Genomic DNA, 14,839 nt, shown 5'->3' with positions numbered 1-14,839 from the left:
TCTGGGTTCTCGCTCTAAGGGTTCGAGGACTTAATCAACGGACAGCGTCCGTGCACCACGGCTGCCAACCAGCACCAGCACACCGTCGGCGGACTGAGCGGCGCCGGTCACCGGGGTCGATGCCGGTTGCTGAACCAGGTGCAATTGCGCGCCTGTGCCCTGGCTGACCAGCATCTGCCCGCCCTGGGTGAACAAGCGATAGTTGCCACGGTTATCGACGAGGCCGGCGGTGATGCTGACGTGCAGGCCACTGTCCAGCGGGGTCCAGTTGAGGCCGCCGTCGGTGCTGCGCAGCACGTTGCCGCGCAGGCCGTAGGCAATCACTTCGCCGGGTTTTCCGAGCACGCCGAAAAAACTGCCCTGATAGGGTGTCGGCACGGCGGTGAAGCGCTGATCGGCGTTGTTCCATTTGAGCAACAGGCCCTGCTCACCGGCGATGTACAACGCATCGCCGGTGGAGGCGATGGCGTTGAGGTGAAAGCCCTGCGGGTTGTCGGTGCGATCCTGAAACGGCGTCCAGCTCTGGCCGCCGTCTTCGGTACGCAGGATCAGGTTGAACACACCGACCACATAACCGAGGCGGTCGTTGGCGAACCAGACATCGAGCAAGGGTTTGTCGGCGCCCTGCGCCACCAGGCGTTCACCTTCGGCGACCAGCAGCGGCCATTGTTCATTGCCCGGTTCTGCACCGGCTAACGCCTGGTAATGCTTGACCAGTAAGGCGCCGATCTCGCGGCCGTCCAGCTGCTTGCGCCAGGTCGCACCCGCGTCACTGCTGTGCAACACCACACCGTCGCCGCCCACTGCCCAGCCTTGGGTGGCGGAGGGAAAACTGACGGCATTGAGGTCGGCACTGACCGGCACGGCGGCCTGCTGCCAGTGTTTGCCGGCATCATCGGAATACAGAATGTGCCCACGCTGCCCGACTGCAACCAGACGATCGCCGGCGCGGGCCATGCCCGATAGCGGGCTGTTGATAGCCAGGGCGCTGACCCTGGCCGGCAGATCCAGCACGTCGACATAACCGGAGGCCTGGCTCAAGCCCTGCAACATTGCAAGCAGTGCGCCGAGCGCCAGCCGCAGATAATTTTTGTACGAACACATACCGCGTCCTCTTCGGATAACCGCGCCGGGACACACATCCGTGTGCCTGACTTTCAAACCTGGCGCCCGAAACGATCGGCATACGCCGACCGTCGTGCGCTCCCTTGCCTTGCGGGCAACGGAACGCACGGACGCGTTGTCACGGTTTGCTTAGCGAATCCCGCTACCTGCCAGGGATTCCGACGACCACTGCGCCTTGGAGAGCGGCTCGATGTACTTGATGCCGCCGTAAGGGCCCACCACACCGTTGATGTTGTAGGAGCCACCCACCAGGTCGTAGATCATGAAGGGCGTGGAGTCCGGGACTTGCTTGTCGTAGCTCTGGCTGAGGAACGCGAAAGAGCCACGGTACAGCTGACCACGGGCGTCGTACTGGTCAGAGGCCAGAGCGGTCCAACTGTCTTCATCGAGGTAGAAGCGACGCTTCTGATAGATGTGTCGGGCGCCAGCCTTGAGATTGCCCTCCACCACCCAGACGCGATGTTTTTCCCAACGCACATACTCGGGTGCCAGGTGATTGGCAGTGGTCAGCGACTTGGGGTCCTGGGCGTAGGTCAGCTTGTAAGTGTTGTAGGGCACGATCATTTCCTGCTTGCCCACCAGCTTCCAGTCGTAGCGGTCCAGTGCACCGTTGAACACGAAAACATCGTCGTAGGTGCCGGCGCCCGCGGTGCCGGGGTTGGGCGTGTCGTAAGCCAGGTTCGGTGCCAGCTTGACCCGACGCTGGCCAGGCAAGTATTGCCAGGCACGGCGCGGTTGCTGCAGCGGGTTGGCGGCGTCCTTGAGCATCACCGCTTCACCGGCCCGGCGCGCAGGGCCGGTGTAGGACAGCTTCATCTGGTAGTACACGTCGGCGCTGCTGATCGGCTGCGCCAGGTTCTCGTAGATCGGATAGGAAATGAACGCCTGCCCGGTGGTCGCCAGGCTCGGAATGCCTGCGGAGTCGACGTTCCAGGAGTCGTACTTGGAGTTGATGCTGACGCCCTGATAACGCAACAGGAAGTTCCACATCGCCTCGTTACCCGTCTGCGGAATCGGGAACGGCACGCCGGGCAGCACGTTATCGACGGCCAATCCGCCCTCGAGGGACTTGGCGCCGGTGGCATTTTTCACCCCGTTGTCCAGCACCGCCTTGGGCAAAGAGACGGTACGGTGGGTCGGGTAGACATTGACGTGGAAACTTGGGAACCGCTTGGCCAGTTCCGCGGTGGTTGCACTGAGCAAGCCCTTGTACTGATCGACGTTCTTGCCGTCGATCACCAGCAGCGGCTTTTCGTTGGCGAAGGGATCCGGGCGCATGCTGTCACCGGATTTGAAGCTGGCCGGCGGCGTGGTCAGGCCACCGTCATAGGCGGGGATGGATCCGTCGGCATTCCCGGCTTTTTCAGCCCCGACCAGGGTCAGGCTGGTGCCGAGCCTGGCGGCTTCCTGAGCCGATACAGCGGCCTGTGCCTGGGAGGCAATAACCATCGCCAACGAGGCGGCTAACACGGTTTGCACACATTTCATCTTGTTATTCTCCTGCTTACTTTGCGTAAGCCAGTGGTGAATCAAAAAGTGGTTTTCATCGTCAGGTAAACGGCGCCACGGTCCTCTGTCGTGGCACCACCGGAGAAGGCCGAGTAGCCACCGCCGTAACACGCGTAGTTTTCATTGCCGCTAAAGGCATTGGGTGTGGAGCCGTCTCCGCTGCCGGCATTGGCCGCGCCGGTGCTCGAACCACTGACGTCGCACTTGTCGGTCTTGCCGAAGGAGTCCACGTACTTCAGGTCGATGAAGTATTTGTTGTACACAACAGCACCCACGCCCAAGGCATAGTTGCCGGTGTCTTTGGCACCGCCACCGGACACCGGTGACACGCCAGCGAGGCCGACGTTGATGGACATCGGGGCGTTGAGATCGACCCCCGGGAATACCTGGTACCAGGTCGGTGTGAAGTTGACCGCGATGCCCCAGTTGTCCCGGGTCGGCTGGTCGATGCCGCGATAGGTGTCCTGGCCCTTGTAGAGCGCTTCGTTCTTGCTATCGAGCTTGAGCAGGTTGCTGTAGTACAACTCGGCGAGCAGGCTGGCCGAATCGAACACCGGTGTTTTCGGGAATGTCATCAGGCCATTGAGCGTCCAGTGCAACGTGTCACCGGTGGCACTCAGGCTGTCGCCCTTTTGCGGGGTGTCATAGATCACACCGGTGGCCGCCGTACGGGCCGGCAGCAGGCCCAGACCGGCGCCGAAACCCTGCGGCCCGGTCGAGCTGACAATCGCCGGAATACTGGCCAGCGGCATGTTGTGACGAATGTTCAGGTCCGAACCCACACTGATACCGCGCACATCCTTGGACAGGCTCAGGCCAAAGATCTGAATGTTGTCGGCATAGGCCAGTTGATAGGTGCTGGTGCTCAACGAATTGAGGGTGTTGACCACCGCCGGCACCATGCCGGCAGGCGGGGTGCCGTTGGGATTGGCCGACGTCAGCCCGGTGGCGTTCAGCCAGGCTTGCGGCAGGATTTCCGAGGTATTGCGGTAGTAAACACCGAGGGTGCCATCCAGCCAGGCCGGCGACCACTTGGCCATCACCCCCCAGTCGCCGCGCTTGTCCGGCGTCAGGTCATGACCGCGACGCACATTGGTCAAACTGTTGCAGGGTGCCAGACCGCAACCCAACGGGCTGCCCGGCACCACGCCATTGGTGTTGCCCAGCAGGAACGACTGCGCACCGAAGCCGACCAGATCGGAGCCGCCATAGTAAGTACCGGCTTCCGGCAGGCGGGCGGCATCCCAATCGAGGAAATACTGAGCGGCCACGGTCAACTCGGGATTGACGGTGAACGACATCGACAGCTGGTTACGCGGAACGAACAGTTCCTTGGCTTCGGTTCCCGGCGAGGCGGCCAGTTTGGCCAGGTCCAGCCCGGACTGGCCGTAGCTGATCGAGTGCACCGGGTTGAGAATGGTCTCGCCCCAAAACACGTTGTGTTGACCGGCCTTGACGCTCAACAGCGACTCCTCGCCCACTTCGGTGCTGTAGAACACGAAGGCATCGAGGATTTCGCCGGAAGGACCGGTGTAGTAACGCTCGGCGTAGTGGCTCAGGTGGGGGCTGCCATTGCCGACATTGTCGCCCGTGACCCCGGCCAGGCGCGGATCGTTGGCGACCAGACCCGACCTTGCGTCATTGCCATTGACGAACGGGTTGGAATTGGAGCCGGTGTTCTCGTAGGCCTTGTCATACCAACTGGCGGCGCTGACGCGAAAGCCCATGTGGTCCTTGTAGACCACATCCATTTCGGTCAACAGGTCAACGCGGTTGGTGATGTTGGTTCCCGCCTTGCGGAAGTTGTAGTCGCCATCGTTGTTGTTCGGCGTCGCCAACAGGCGCTTGTCGGCGCTTTCGGTGCGCACACCGTAGTTGTACTTGACGGTGTTATCCAGGCGCGCGGTCCAGTCCGGGTTACCTGTGTCCAGCTCGACCGCCTGCGCGACCGGCACGGCGGCGCCCAGAATGGCCGAGGCCAACAAGGTGCATCGCGAGGGGGCGAACCCGTGACTCTTATTGTTGTGCATTGCGTTGTCTCCGCCTTTTTGTATTTGTTTTAAGCGCAGCCTCCCTCACACCCCCTTGTTCCAGGGGTTTGCGTTTTTCAGGAATGAGGGCAAATGCCGGATGACTGGGGGCCACCCGGCGCCTGAACTAGCGGTCCAGCTCCAGGATGAGAGCTTCGGCTTGAGGCCAGTGGCCAAAGCCTGCAGCCGGATTGAGATGACCTGCATCGCCCACGTTGAGCAGTTCACTGCCCCAGCCTTCAGCCAGCTGAGTGACGGCGGCCAGGCTGGCGAGATGGTCGTTGGTACTGGCGGCCACCAGACTGCGGAACGGCAGCGGCCCTTTTGGCAGGGGGTTCCAACCCTGGGTACGCAGGGTTTCAGCGGATGGGTAGCCTTGCGGCCAATCAGCATCGAGATCCGGCGGAGTGGCCAGCAGCGCGCCCTTGATCGGCCGGCTGTGTTGCGCAGCCCAGTGCGCGACCATCAACACGCCCGCGCTGTGGGCCACCAGAATCACCGGCCCATCGATCTGCTCCAGCTGGTGTTGAATCGCATCGACCCGCTTGGCGCAATCGAGCTTGTCGGTTGCCTGCGGCGGCACACTGCGCACCTTGCACAACCTGGCTTCAAGCAGCGTTTGCCAATGCTCGGCAACGTGCTCGCGCAGGCCCGGTACGATCAGAACGGTTGCGGCAGTTTGCAGTTTGTCCACGTCAACACCTTCGCTTTCTCGATGACTCGACTGGCTCTATTGGCCAGGGGCTTTTTGTAGGACTGACATTAAAGAGCGCCCACCCGAAGCGCTTTTCATTGGACGTCAGGCACTTTTCTTTTCATGACAAATTTCCAGGGATCGGCACGCGGCGACCATTGGTCGTAAATCCCCTCAGGTTCCCTGCGGGTCACTGTAATCAACGGGTGAGCGTCGATTGCGCCACGATAACGGAGGTGATCCTGGACAGATTTGAGCGAGCGCCCTCGACAACCTCGCAACTGTTCAATTGCTGATGCGCTGGATATAGTCGCCACGCTCATTTGAATCGCAACCGGCCCAGGAAAGACCTTCGCATGCCCAAGCTTGTTCGCGCCGCCGTCTTGACCAACTACCTGGAAGTCACTCAATACCTGGGGTTCAACCCGCGCGATGTACTGGCCGGCGTCGGCCTGAGCAAAGCCCTGCTGCAAGCGCCCGAACACCGCATTCCCATTGATGCCGCCGTACGCCTGCTGGAAGACTCGGCCGCCGCCAGCGGCTGCCAGAATTTCGGCCTGAGCATGGCCGAGTCGCGCCAGCTCTCGGACTTCGGAGTGGTCAGCCTGCTCCTCAGCCACCAACGTACGCTGCGTGATGCCTTGCAGGTCGTGGTGAATTACCGTCACCTGATGAATGATTCGCTGGCCATCTTCATTGAAGAGGCCGACAAGATGGTGATCATTCGCGAGGAGGTGGTCACTGAATCGCCAATGCCTTCCCGCCAGGCCACTGAGCTGGCCATCGGGGTCATGTTCCGCCTGTGCGCTGCCTTGCTCGGTACACACTGGCACCCCTACAGCGTCAACTTCACGCACCAGCCCCCGGACAACCTGCAACTGCATCGCCGCCTGTTCGGCTGCACGCTGGAGTTCGGCAGTGAGTTCAATGGCATTGTCTGCTCCGACGCCAGCCTCGACATGACCAACCCCAATGCCGACCCGGCCATGGCGCGCTACGCCCAGAGTTACCTCGACTCGCTGCTCAACCACGAAGGCCCGTCGATACTGTTCGAGGTGCGCAAAGCCATCTACCTGCTGCTGCCGATGGGACGCGCCACCATCGAGCAGATCGCCCAGACCCAGGGCATGAATGTCCGGACTCTGCAGCGCCGCCTCAAAGACGACGGCTGCGCCTTCAACGACCTGATCAACGACGTGCGCCGCGACCTGGTGCTGCGCTACCTGGACAATCCGAATTACTCGCTGGGCCGGATCGCCGACATACTCGGCTACTCCATGGCGAGCTCCTTCACCCGCTGGTTCATCACCCAGTTCGGCATGCCGCCCGCTACATGGCGCAGCGCACAAAAACACACCGTCAAGTCACCGACTGCCCCAACCACCCTGCCCGCACCGCAAAAAACCTGAGCCAAAAAAAAACGGCGACTGCTGGCACAGTCGCCGTAAAAGAACCGGTATCAGTGACACCGGCCGAGAGTCCCACTACGCCATGGAGGCAACGCAGTGCAACGCCGCTCGTGAATGAAAGTCCTGTGGATTTTGTGTGCCTACAGCCCCCAGCGCAGCAACAGCAACACCAGCACGACCAGGAACACCGTCTCCCCCACCATCAGCAGAATGGGTTTGATACCGACCGCCGCCAGCTCCTTGAGCTGAGTCTTCATACCCAGGGCGCTGATGGAAACCACCAGGCACCAGCGCGACAGTTCATTGACCGAACCTTGCACCACCGGGGCGATCCAGCCGGTGCTGTTGATACAGGCCAACAGCAGAAAACCGACGGCGAACCACGGTAGCAGCGGTGGTCGCTTGCCGGTCGGATCGGCACCCTGCATACGCGTGACCATCGCCGCACAAACGATCACCGGCAGCAGCATCGCCACCCGCATCAACTTGACCACCGTGGCGGTATCGCCAGTTTCGGTCGACAGGCTGTAACCAGCGCCGACGACCTGGGCGACATCGTGGATGGTCGCCCCCAGGAACACCCCCGCCACTTGCGGCGACAACGACAGCCAATTGGCAATCATCGGGTACACGATCATTGCCAGGGTCGACAGCGCCGACACCCCGATCACCGTGAACAACGTCGCACGTTCTTTCTGTGGATGATTGGGCAACGCCGCCGCCAGCGCCAACGCCGCCGAGGCACCACAAATCGCAGTGGCCCCGCCGGTGAGCATGCCGAACAAGCGCTGAAACCCCATCGCCTTGGCCGCGATCACCGAGACGCCGATCGTCACCACCACCAGAATCACCACCAGCGCCACAGGCTTCCAGCCCAGCGCGGCAATCTGCTCAAGGGTGATGCGCATGCCGAGCAAGGCCACGCCAATGCGCAACACAGTGCGTGCAGTGAATTCGATGCCAGCCTTGCAGGCACCCTCACTGGCCAGGAAGTTCAGCGCCATGCCCAACAGCAAGGCAAACAGCATCACTGGCGCACCGTAATGCTCGGACAAGAAGGACGCGGCGGCCGCCACGATCAAGCTGACGATAAAGCCTGGCGCCAATTCGCGCGTTCGGCTGTGGATACGGGTAAGTGCGATAGCATTCATGGCGCGGGCTCCTCGCAAGCGATGACGATGAATGCCTGGCCGTCAATTGTCTCGACCGGATAGTTGGCAACTTTGACCTGGGTTGAATTGAGCAAGTAACCGCTGCGCAGATCGAAGCGCAGGCCATGGGCGCAGCACTGGATCACCCGCCCCTCAAGGCGCCCGCCGCACAACGAGGCGCCCTGGTGCGGGCAACTGTCGTCAATGGCGAACAGGTCTCCTTCGATGTTGAATAACGCCAGGCTTTTACCATCGCATTCGAACAGCGCACGACCGCCTGCCGGCGGGAGTTTTCCAGCGGGCACGGGGATTCGAAGACTCATGCCGGTTGCCGCGCGCGATGACTGTCGAGCAAGGCTTCGCACATGGCGTCAAGTAGCGCCTCGGCAGGCTGCGCGCCCACCACTGTCAGGCGACCATCGAACTGAAAACTGGGCACGCCGCTGGCGGCTCCCGCCTCGTTGCCAATGTAAGGATCGCCGTCGCCTTGCAGGCAGGAGGCCATGGCATCAGGGTCGAAGCCACACGACCGGGCGATGGCAAGCAAGGTCTCCGGGCAGCCCAGATCCTCACCGCTCTCTGATCCCTGGAGCTGGAAGTAAGCAGCGAACAAACGCTCAAGCAAAACATCGCATTGGGCGCTATTGCCGAGCACCCTCGCACGCTCCAGCAAGCGATGGGCGTCGGCGGTATTGGGCATGCGGACGATACGACTCAAATCGATGGGCACGCCCACCGCCATCGCAGCCTGCTGCACCTGGGCCAGGCGCATCGCTACGGCTTTAAGACTGCCCAGGCGCTTGAGGTAAAAATCGACAAAGGGTTCACCCTGTGCCGGCAACTGCGGCAGCAATTGCACCCCGTGCCACACCGTGGTGATTTCCACGCCGGGTTGCCGGACACGCAGCAGGTCTTGCGCGCGCGCAAGTTGGCGCTTGCCGATCAGGCACCAGGGGCAGATGAAATCGAAAAACACATCAATACGTAAACGACCACTCACAACTTCACCTCTAACACCGCTTTGCCAATCGAATCGTGGACTTGCTCGCCCTGAAGCCGGGCCATGTCCTTGTGGTAATGACACTTGGCGTAAAAGAACACGGCCGCTGCCGCGATACTGACCAGTGGCACCATTTGAAAAGCCGCCTGCAAGCCAATGAGGTCGGACACCCGGCCGGTGATGAACGGCCCAGGCGCCAGCCCCAGCATGTTGTTGGCCAAGGTCAGCGTGGCGAAGGCCGTGCCATGGACCGAGTAATGGGTCAGGTTGGCAACCATGGCTCCGCAAGGACCGGTCGTGCCGGCGGCAATCAACATCCCCAGGCAGATCAGCACCAATTGCACAGGCCCTGGCGGCAGGGCGAAGGCCGTCGACAACAGCAGACAACTGCCCAGGCAATAGGCGATGGCCAAAGCGACTTTGCGCTCCGGCGAAGGGCGACACAGTCGATCGCTGAGCATGCCGCACAGGATCATCCCCGCGCCGCTGCACAGCACGATGATCGCCGCGACGCCGCCCGCCTTGTCCGTGGCCATGTCGTAATAACGATTGAGGTAGCTGGGCATCCACACGATCACGGTGCCGCCGACGAACAGTTGCAAGCCACTGCCGATGTAGGCAGCGATCACCGAGCGGCTGGAAAACAGCGTACGCAACGGACGCTTGACCGCGGCAGCCGCCTTGTTCGCCGCCTGCGCGGCACGCTGCGGAGCAATGCGTGCTTCCTTGATGATGATCGGGTAAAGCACCGCCAGCAGCAGGCCGAACAACGCCATGCCGGCAAACGACCAGCGCCAGCCCAGTTTGGCGGCGATGGCACCGCCCAGCGCCATGCCCAACACCGAACCGAACATGCCGCCCGCCATGAAGGCACTGGCCAGGGTGGCCCGCATGTGTTTGGGAAACACCGAAATCACCACCGCGATGCCGACGCTGCCATAGGCCGCCTCACCGACCCCCACCATGAAGCGGGCAATAAACATCTGCTGGTAGTCCTGCGCCAACGCGCAGCCCAGTGTGGCCAGGCTCCACAACAGTGCCATCAACGCCAGGCTCTTGACCCGACCGAAGCGATCCGCCAACAACGACAAGGGGAAGGTGAGCAGGCCGACCATCAGGGCGACAACGCCACTGAGCAGACCGAGCTGACCGTCGCTCAGGGCCCACTCGCCCTTGAGCATCGGAAACACCGCATTCAGTACCTGACGCGACATGTAATCGGAAATCAGCAGGCCGAACGTCAGTGCGAAGACGATCCAGGCATACTTGCGCGCAATGCCGACGCCACTGCCGTCGTCATCGTCTGCGGCGATTGGGTGAAAGGCCATGCAGCCTCCTCAAAGCTTCGTTTTATTGTTGTTATCAAGCGTGTTGCCATGCAGCGAGCGGGAGGCGTTTAACCGCCCGCTTCGTCTGCCGATCAGTCGATCAGCCGCGTTGCGGCACACCTTTTTGTCCGGCCTTGCGGTTGGGGGCCATGCCATTGGCCAACAGGGTTTCTTCGATGCTTGGGTACTGCACACCGATGCGATAGATCTCGCGGGCTTCTTTACCGGTAGCGATTTCGCGACCCAGTTCATGGGCAATGCGTACGGTTTGCTCGATTTGCTGCACCGAGCTGAAACGCTTGCCCTTCTGATCAATGATCGTGTCTTCAATCCCCACGCGAGGGTGCAGCCCCATCGCCAGCGCCATGGTATTGAACGGCAGTACGTTCTTGAGCAGCGATTCAGCGGTCAGGGTGCAACCGTCCGGCGCGCGATGGATGAAGTTGAAGAAGTTGAACGGATTGGGGCCATCGAAACCGCCGCCGATGCCGATCCAGGTCAGGTTCAACGGCCCCCTGTACACGCCTTTGCGTACCAGGCGTTCAAGGGTCTCCATGGCATGCATGCCGGTCAGTTGGAAATGCGGCTGGATGCCGTTGTCCATCAGGCGCTTGAGGTGTTCGGCGACCCAGGCCGGGCCTGCCGGTACGGTCATTTCGCTGTAGGCCGCCTGATAGGCAGGGTTGGCCAGGGACGTACCTTCCAGGTATTCCGGATACAGCAGCTCCATGATGTTCATCTGGGTGGTGTTGATAGCCACCGTGACCTGATCCGGTTTTGGCGTCAGCTCCGCGAGCATGTGGCGAGTGTCGTCAGACAGCCACTTGGCCGCTTCACCATCGCTTTCGGGTGCGAAAGAAATCGAACCACCAACCTGGATGATCATGTCCGGCACGGCTTCACGCACACCGGCGATCAACTCGTTGAACTTGGACAGACGCTTGGAACCCTTGCCGTCCAGTTCGCGCACGTGCAGGTGCAAAACCGTGGCACCCGCCTCATAACAATCGACCGCTTTCTGCACCTGCTCATCCATGGTCAACGGGATGTCTTCGGGAAAGTCTTCCGGCATCCACTCGGGGCCATACGGGGCCACGGTGATGACCACCTTTTCCATGTTTTCCGGGTGCAGGGAATCGTCGAAGAATTGCATGGGTTACTCCTATTATTATGGTTGTCCACACGCCCGGATCGCGCCGGGCGGACGTGTCTGTGAGAGCGAATGCAGCTGCGGTCGATCGTTAAGTCTTGTCGCCGATGATGCCGGCGCGTTCCATCTTGCGATGGCACGGCGGGTAATCCATGACGGCGTAGTGCTGGGTACTGCGGTTGTCCCAGATGGCGATGCTGTTGGGTTTCCAGCGCCAGCGCACCTGGTACTCGGGGATGTAAGCCTGGCTGATCAGGTAGCGCAGCAACTCACTGGCACCCGGGTTGGCGTCCTGGCCGAAGCGCACCCGCTCGGGGGTGTGGTAGTTGCTCAAGTGGGTGGTAAAGGCGTTGACGAACAGCACCTTTTCGCCAGTCTCCGGATGGGTACGGACCACCGGATGCTCGGCATCCGGGTACATCGCCTTGAGCGCCAGACGCTTTTCAATCGGCATCGCGGCACCGAAACTCGCTTCGATGCTGTGGCGCGCACGCAGGTCGGCGATCTTCGCCTTTACGTCATCCGGCAACCGCGCGTAGGCCTCCACCATGTTGGCCCACATGGTGTCGCCGCCGACTGGCGGGCATTCCACGCAACGCAACACGCAGCCCATTGGCGGCGCTTCGCGCCAGGTCGCATCGGTGTGCCAGGCGTTCTCGTAACGGTCCATCGGCTGGTCCGGGCGCTTGTAGATGCGCACCAGCCCTGGATGATCCGGGTCACTGCCGGCCACCGGGTGATCCTCCAGTTCGCCAAAGCGCCGGGCGAAGGCCACGTGCTCGGCCCGGGTGATCTCCTGATCACGCAGGAACACCACGCGATGCGTGAGCAACTGAGCACGGATCTCGGCAAAAAGACCGTCGTCATGCACCGCATCGGCGAGGTTGACGCCCAGCAGTTCCGCGCCAATGCTGCAAGTCAACTGTTCGACTTTCATGGAAGACGACTCCCTTAAATGACGAAAATCGATGAGCCCGTGGTCTTGCGTGATTCCAGGTCGCGATGGGCCTGGACGGCATCCTGCAAGGCATAGTGCTGGTTGATCTCGATCTTGATCCGGCCGCTGCCGACATGGTCGAACAACTCATTGGCCAACGCGGTTTTTTCCGCCGGGTCGGCGATGTAGTCGGCCAGGGCCGGACGGGTCATGAACAGCGAGCCTTTCATCGCCAGCAGTACCGGATCGACAGCCGGGATCGGACCGGAAGCCGTGCCGACGCACACCATCAGGCCGCGACGCTTGAGCGAATCCAGGGAACCCATGAAGGTGTTCTTGCCGACACTGTCGAACACCACGTTGACACCAACGCCGTCCGTCAACTCGCGCACACGCTGGGCGACGTCTTCATGGCTGTAATTGATCACATGGTCGCAGCCATGGGCCCGGGCGATTTCGCCCTTGACCTCGGTGGACACGGTGCCGATGACGGTCAGGCCGAGCAGCTTGGCCCACTGCGCCACGATCAGGCCCACACCACCGGCGGCGGCGTGCAGCAGAATGCTGTCGCCGGCCTTGAAATCGTAAATGCGCCGCATCAGGTACGACGACGTCAGGCCGCGCATGGTCATCGCCGCGGCGGTCTCGAAACTGATGGTTTCCGGCAACTTGATCAGCGGTGCGGCCGGGATCAGCCGTTCGGTGCTGTAGGCACCCAATGTATTGAGAAAACCGGTGTAGGTGACGCGATCCCCCACGCGCACGTTGGTAACCCCCTCGCCGATCGCCTGGACCACGCCGGAGGCTTCGACCCCCATGCCATTGGGCATCGGGATCGGATAAGTGCCATTGCGAAAGTAGGTATCGGCATAGTTCAGGCCCACCGCCACATGACGCAGACGAACCTGGCCTGGACCGGGCTCACCGACTTCGACCTCCTCATAACGGAGGACTTCGGGACCACCGGTTTCGTAGAAGCGTACGGCTTTGGCCATGTTTTCTTATTCTCCAGTCTGCAAGGTTGGCGTGCAGCGTCGATTTGCGCTGACTGGACTGTAGGACGCCGCCTGACGAGCCGCTTCTCATCAGACGACAATGGCTTTTCATTTCATGACAGTAAGCCGGCAGGCAGGGGTGGCATCCACAGGCCACTCGTCGGGCGACGCAACCCGACTGATTGACAGCGATGGGTGCCTGCGCAATTATTATTACATCGCATGCGATACAAGCGTATACGACACACAAATCACATCATTCGAAACGTTGAGGATCCACCCCATGAGCAAGATCGAAAAAGTCCTGATGACCGGCAAGACTCACACCACCGCCAGCGCCGCTGGCAACACGTCGCGTGGCCATAACGGCAGCCTCGACATCACGCTGTCGTCGCCTGGAAGCGCGAAACCGGCGCACGTGTTCGCCGCTGTTCAGCCACACCCGACCGCCGAGCAATTGTTCGCCGGTGCATGGTCGGCCTGCTACACCGCCGCTGTCGGGCTGGTGGCCAATGACATGAACGTGGTGCTGCCGTCTGATCTGTCGGTCGACATCGAAGTCGATCTGGGCCAGACCGGTGCGGCGTACTTCCTTCAGGCTCGATTGACGCTCCGCGTGCCGGGGCTGGCGCACGACGTTGCGACGACACTGGCGCACACCGCCGATCAAATTTGCCCGTACTCGAAGGCGACGCGCGGCAATATCGACGTGGCCCTGAACGTCCTCACGGTTTAACGCACCGCGATTGGCATTTTTTTTACTCACATACATCGCATGCGCTTTAAGCGCATGCGAATCACAAACCCATACGTGCGGCCGGTCAGACGTTGCTGTCAGACCGGCCACCGTCAACAAATCAGAGCTGTTCCGACACAATCGTATACGAGGTATATTTTGCCTTTGCGAGCCTTCTACTTTGGCCAACGAGGAAGCACATGAAACGCACTGACAAGACCGTCCCCGCTGATCTGAAGCTCTCCGACTTCCTGTGTTTTGCGGTCTATTCCACGAACCTGGCCTTCGGCAAGGCCTACAAGCCGATACTCGAGCACTTGGGGCTCACCTATACGCAATACATCACCATCGTTGCGCTATGGGAGGAAGACCACCAAACCGTAGGCAGCCTGGGCGAGAAGCTGTTTCTCGAATCGAACACGCTCACACCGATCCTGAAAAAACTGGAAGCGATGGGCTACCTGCAAAGGCAACGTGATCCCGAGGACGAGCGGCAGGTGCGGATCAGCCTGACGAAAAGCGGTCGACAGCTACGCGAAGACCGCCCCGAAACGGGCCTTTCCCACGCAACGGGTCTGGAACCGGACGAGTTCACACAGTTGCAGAACGCGATCGTGAAACTGCGCAACAACCTCATCAAATCGACGAAAGCCGAGGGATGAGCAAAACAAATACCTTGATACCGAAATGAAAAAACGGGCGCCCTGATCGGCGCCCGTTTTTTATTCAAAGGCTCGCTGGCAGGGCTGCGGTTACTGCCCATGAGTACTCCGCT

The 14,839-nt window shown here is 61.1% G+C and carries 14 protein-coding genes; 3 read left to right on the top strand and 11 right to left on the bottom strand.

Annotation, left to right across the window (positions count from 1 at the left end):
• Positions 1–30: 30 nt before the first annotated feature.
• The 4 genes from FFH90_RS10370 to FFH90_RS10355 form a co-directional block, all read right to left on the bottom strand.
• Positions 31–1,104 carry a YCF48-related protein gene (locus FFH90_RS10370; protein ID WP_138867109.1) on the bottom strand — a complete coding sequence of 358 codons (1,074 nt, stop codon included), beginning with the start codon at positions 1,102–1,104 and terminating at the stop codon, positions 31–33.
• 150 nt (positions 1,105–1,254) lie between these two features.
• Positions 1,255–2,613: a DUF1329 domain-containing protein gene (locus FFH90_RS10365; protein ID WP_138867108.1), complete on the bottom strand. Its 1,359-nt coding sequence runs from the start codon at positions 2,611–2,613 to the stop codon at positions 1,255–1,257.
• 41 nt (positions 2,614–2,654) lie between these two features.
• On the bottom strand, positions 2,655–4,664 hold the full coding sequence (locus tag FFH90_RS10360; RefSeq protein ID WP_138867107.1) for a DUF1302 domain-containing protein: 2,010 nt from the start codon (positions 4,662–4,664) through the stop codon (positions 2,655–2,657).
• Between the two features lie 127 nt (positions 4,665–4,791).
• Positions 4,792–5,358, bottom strand: a complete 567-nt coding sequence (locus FFH90_RS10355) for an alpha/beta hydrolase (RefSeq protein WP_018928315.1) — start codon at positions 5,356–5,358, stop codon at positions 4,792–4,794.
• 356 nt (positions 5,359–5,714) lie between these two features.
• Here FFH90_RS10355 and FFH90_RS10350 point away from each other — a divergent pair, with 356 nt between their 5' ends.
• Positions 5,715–6,767 carry an AraC family transcriptional regulator gene (locus FFH90_RS10350; RefSeq protein ID WP_138867106.1) on the top strand — a complete coding sequence of 351 codons (1,053 nt, stop codon included), beginning with the start codon at positions 5,715–5,717 and terminating at the stop codon, positions 6,765–6,767.
• A 140-nt stretch (positions 6,768–6,907) separates the two neighbouring features.
• Here the strand turns inward: FFH90_RS10350 and FFH90_RS10345 are convergent, their stop codons facing one another.
• The 7 genes from FFH90_RS10345 to FFH90_RS10315 all read right to left on the bottom strand — a co-directional run bounded on the left by FFH90_RS10345 (position 6,908) and on the right by FFH90_RS10315 (position 13,328).
• On the bottom strand, positions 6,908–7,918 hold the full coding sequence (locus FFH90_RS10345; RefSeq protein ID WP_064616844.1) for a YeiH family protein: 1,011 nt from the start codon (positions 7,916–7,918) through the stop codon (positions 6,908–6,910).
• Complete coding sequence (locus FFH90_RS10340; RefSeq protein ID WP_026286598.1) at positions 7,915–8,241, bottom strand: Rieske 2Fe-2S domain-containing protein; 327 nt, start codon at positions 8,239–8,241, stop codon at positions 7,915–7,917. The genes FFH90_RS10345 and FFH90_RS10340 overlap by 4 nt, the downstream gene beginning before the upstream one ends.
• Positions 8,238–8,918: a DsbA family oxidoreductase gene (locus FFH90_RS10335; RefSeq protein WP_138867105.1), complete on the bottom strand. Its 681-nt coding sequence runs from the start codon at positions 8,916–8,918 to the stop codon at positions 8,238–8,240. Before FFH90_RS10335 ends, FFH90_RS10340 begins: the two co-directional genes overlap by 4 nt.
• Positions 8,915–10,246 (bottom strand): MFS transporter, encoded by a 1,332-nt coding sequence (locus tag FFH90_RS10330; RefSeq protein WP_138867104.1) that lies wholly within the window; start codon positions 10,244–10,246, stop codon positions 8,915–8,917. Before FFH90_RS10330 ends, FFH90_RS10335 begins: the two co-directional genes overlap by 4 nt.
• Positions 10,247–10,346: 100 nt before the next feature.
• On the bottom strand, positions 10,347–11,399 hold the full coding sequence (locus tag FFH90_RS10325) for a 3-keto-5-aminohexanoate cleavage protein (protein ID WP_018928321.1): 1,053 nt from the start codon (positions 11,397–11,399) through the stop codon (positions 10,347–10,349).
• Positions 11,400–11,487: 88 nt separating this feature from the next.
• A complete protein-coding gene (locus FFH90_RS10320; protein ID WP_019581932.1) occupies positions 11,488–12,333 on the bottom strand; it encodes a TauD/TfdA family dioxygenase in 846 nt (281 codons plus the stop codon).
• Positions 12,334–12,347: 14 nt separating this feature from the next.
• Positions 12,348–13,328, bottom strand: coding sequence for a quinone oxidoreductase (locus FFH90_RS10315; protein WP_138867103.1), 981 nt, complete (start codon positions 13,326–13,328; stop codon positions 12,348–12,350).
• A gap of 283 nt (positions 13,329–13,611) precedes the next feature.
• Here FFH90_RS10315 and FFH90_RS10310 point away from each other — a divergent pair, with 283 nt between their 5' ends.
• Positions 13,612–14,064, top strand: coding sequence for an Ohr family peroxiredoxin (locus tag FFH90_RS10310; protein ID WP_086945290.1), 453 nt, complete (start codon positions 13,612–13,614; stop codon positions 14,062–14,064).
• Positions 14,065–14,264: 200 nt separating this feature from the next.
• Positions 14,265–14,726 carry a MarR family winged helix-turn-helix transcriptional regulator gene (locus FFH90_RS10305; protein WP_018928325.1) on the top strand — a complete coding sequence of 154 codons (462 nt, stop codon included), beginning with the start codon at positions 14,265–14,267 and terminating at the stop codon, positions 14,724–14,726.
• Positions 14,727–14,839 lie beyond the last annotated feature (113 nt).

Origin of the sequence: Pseudomonas sp. ATCC 43928 (assembly GCF_005938665.2) — a bacterium.
GTDB lineage: Bacteria > Pseudomonadota > Gammaproteobacteria > Pseudomonadales > Pseudomonadaceae > Aquipseudomonas.
The sequence above is the reverse complement of the archived record's forward strand: the minus strand, read 5'-3'. Positions and strand labels throughout refer to the sequence as shown.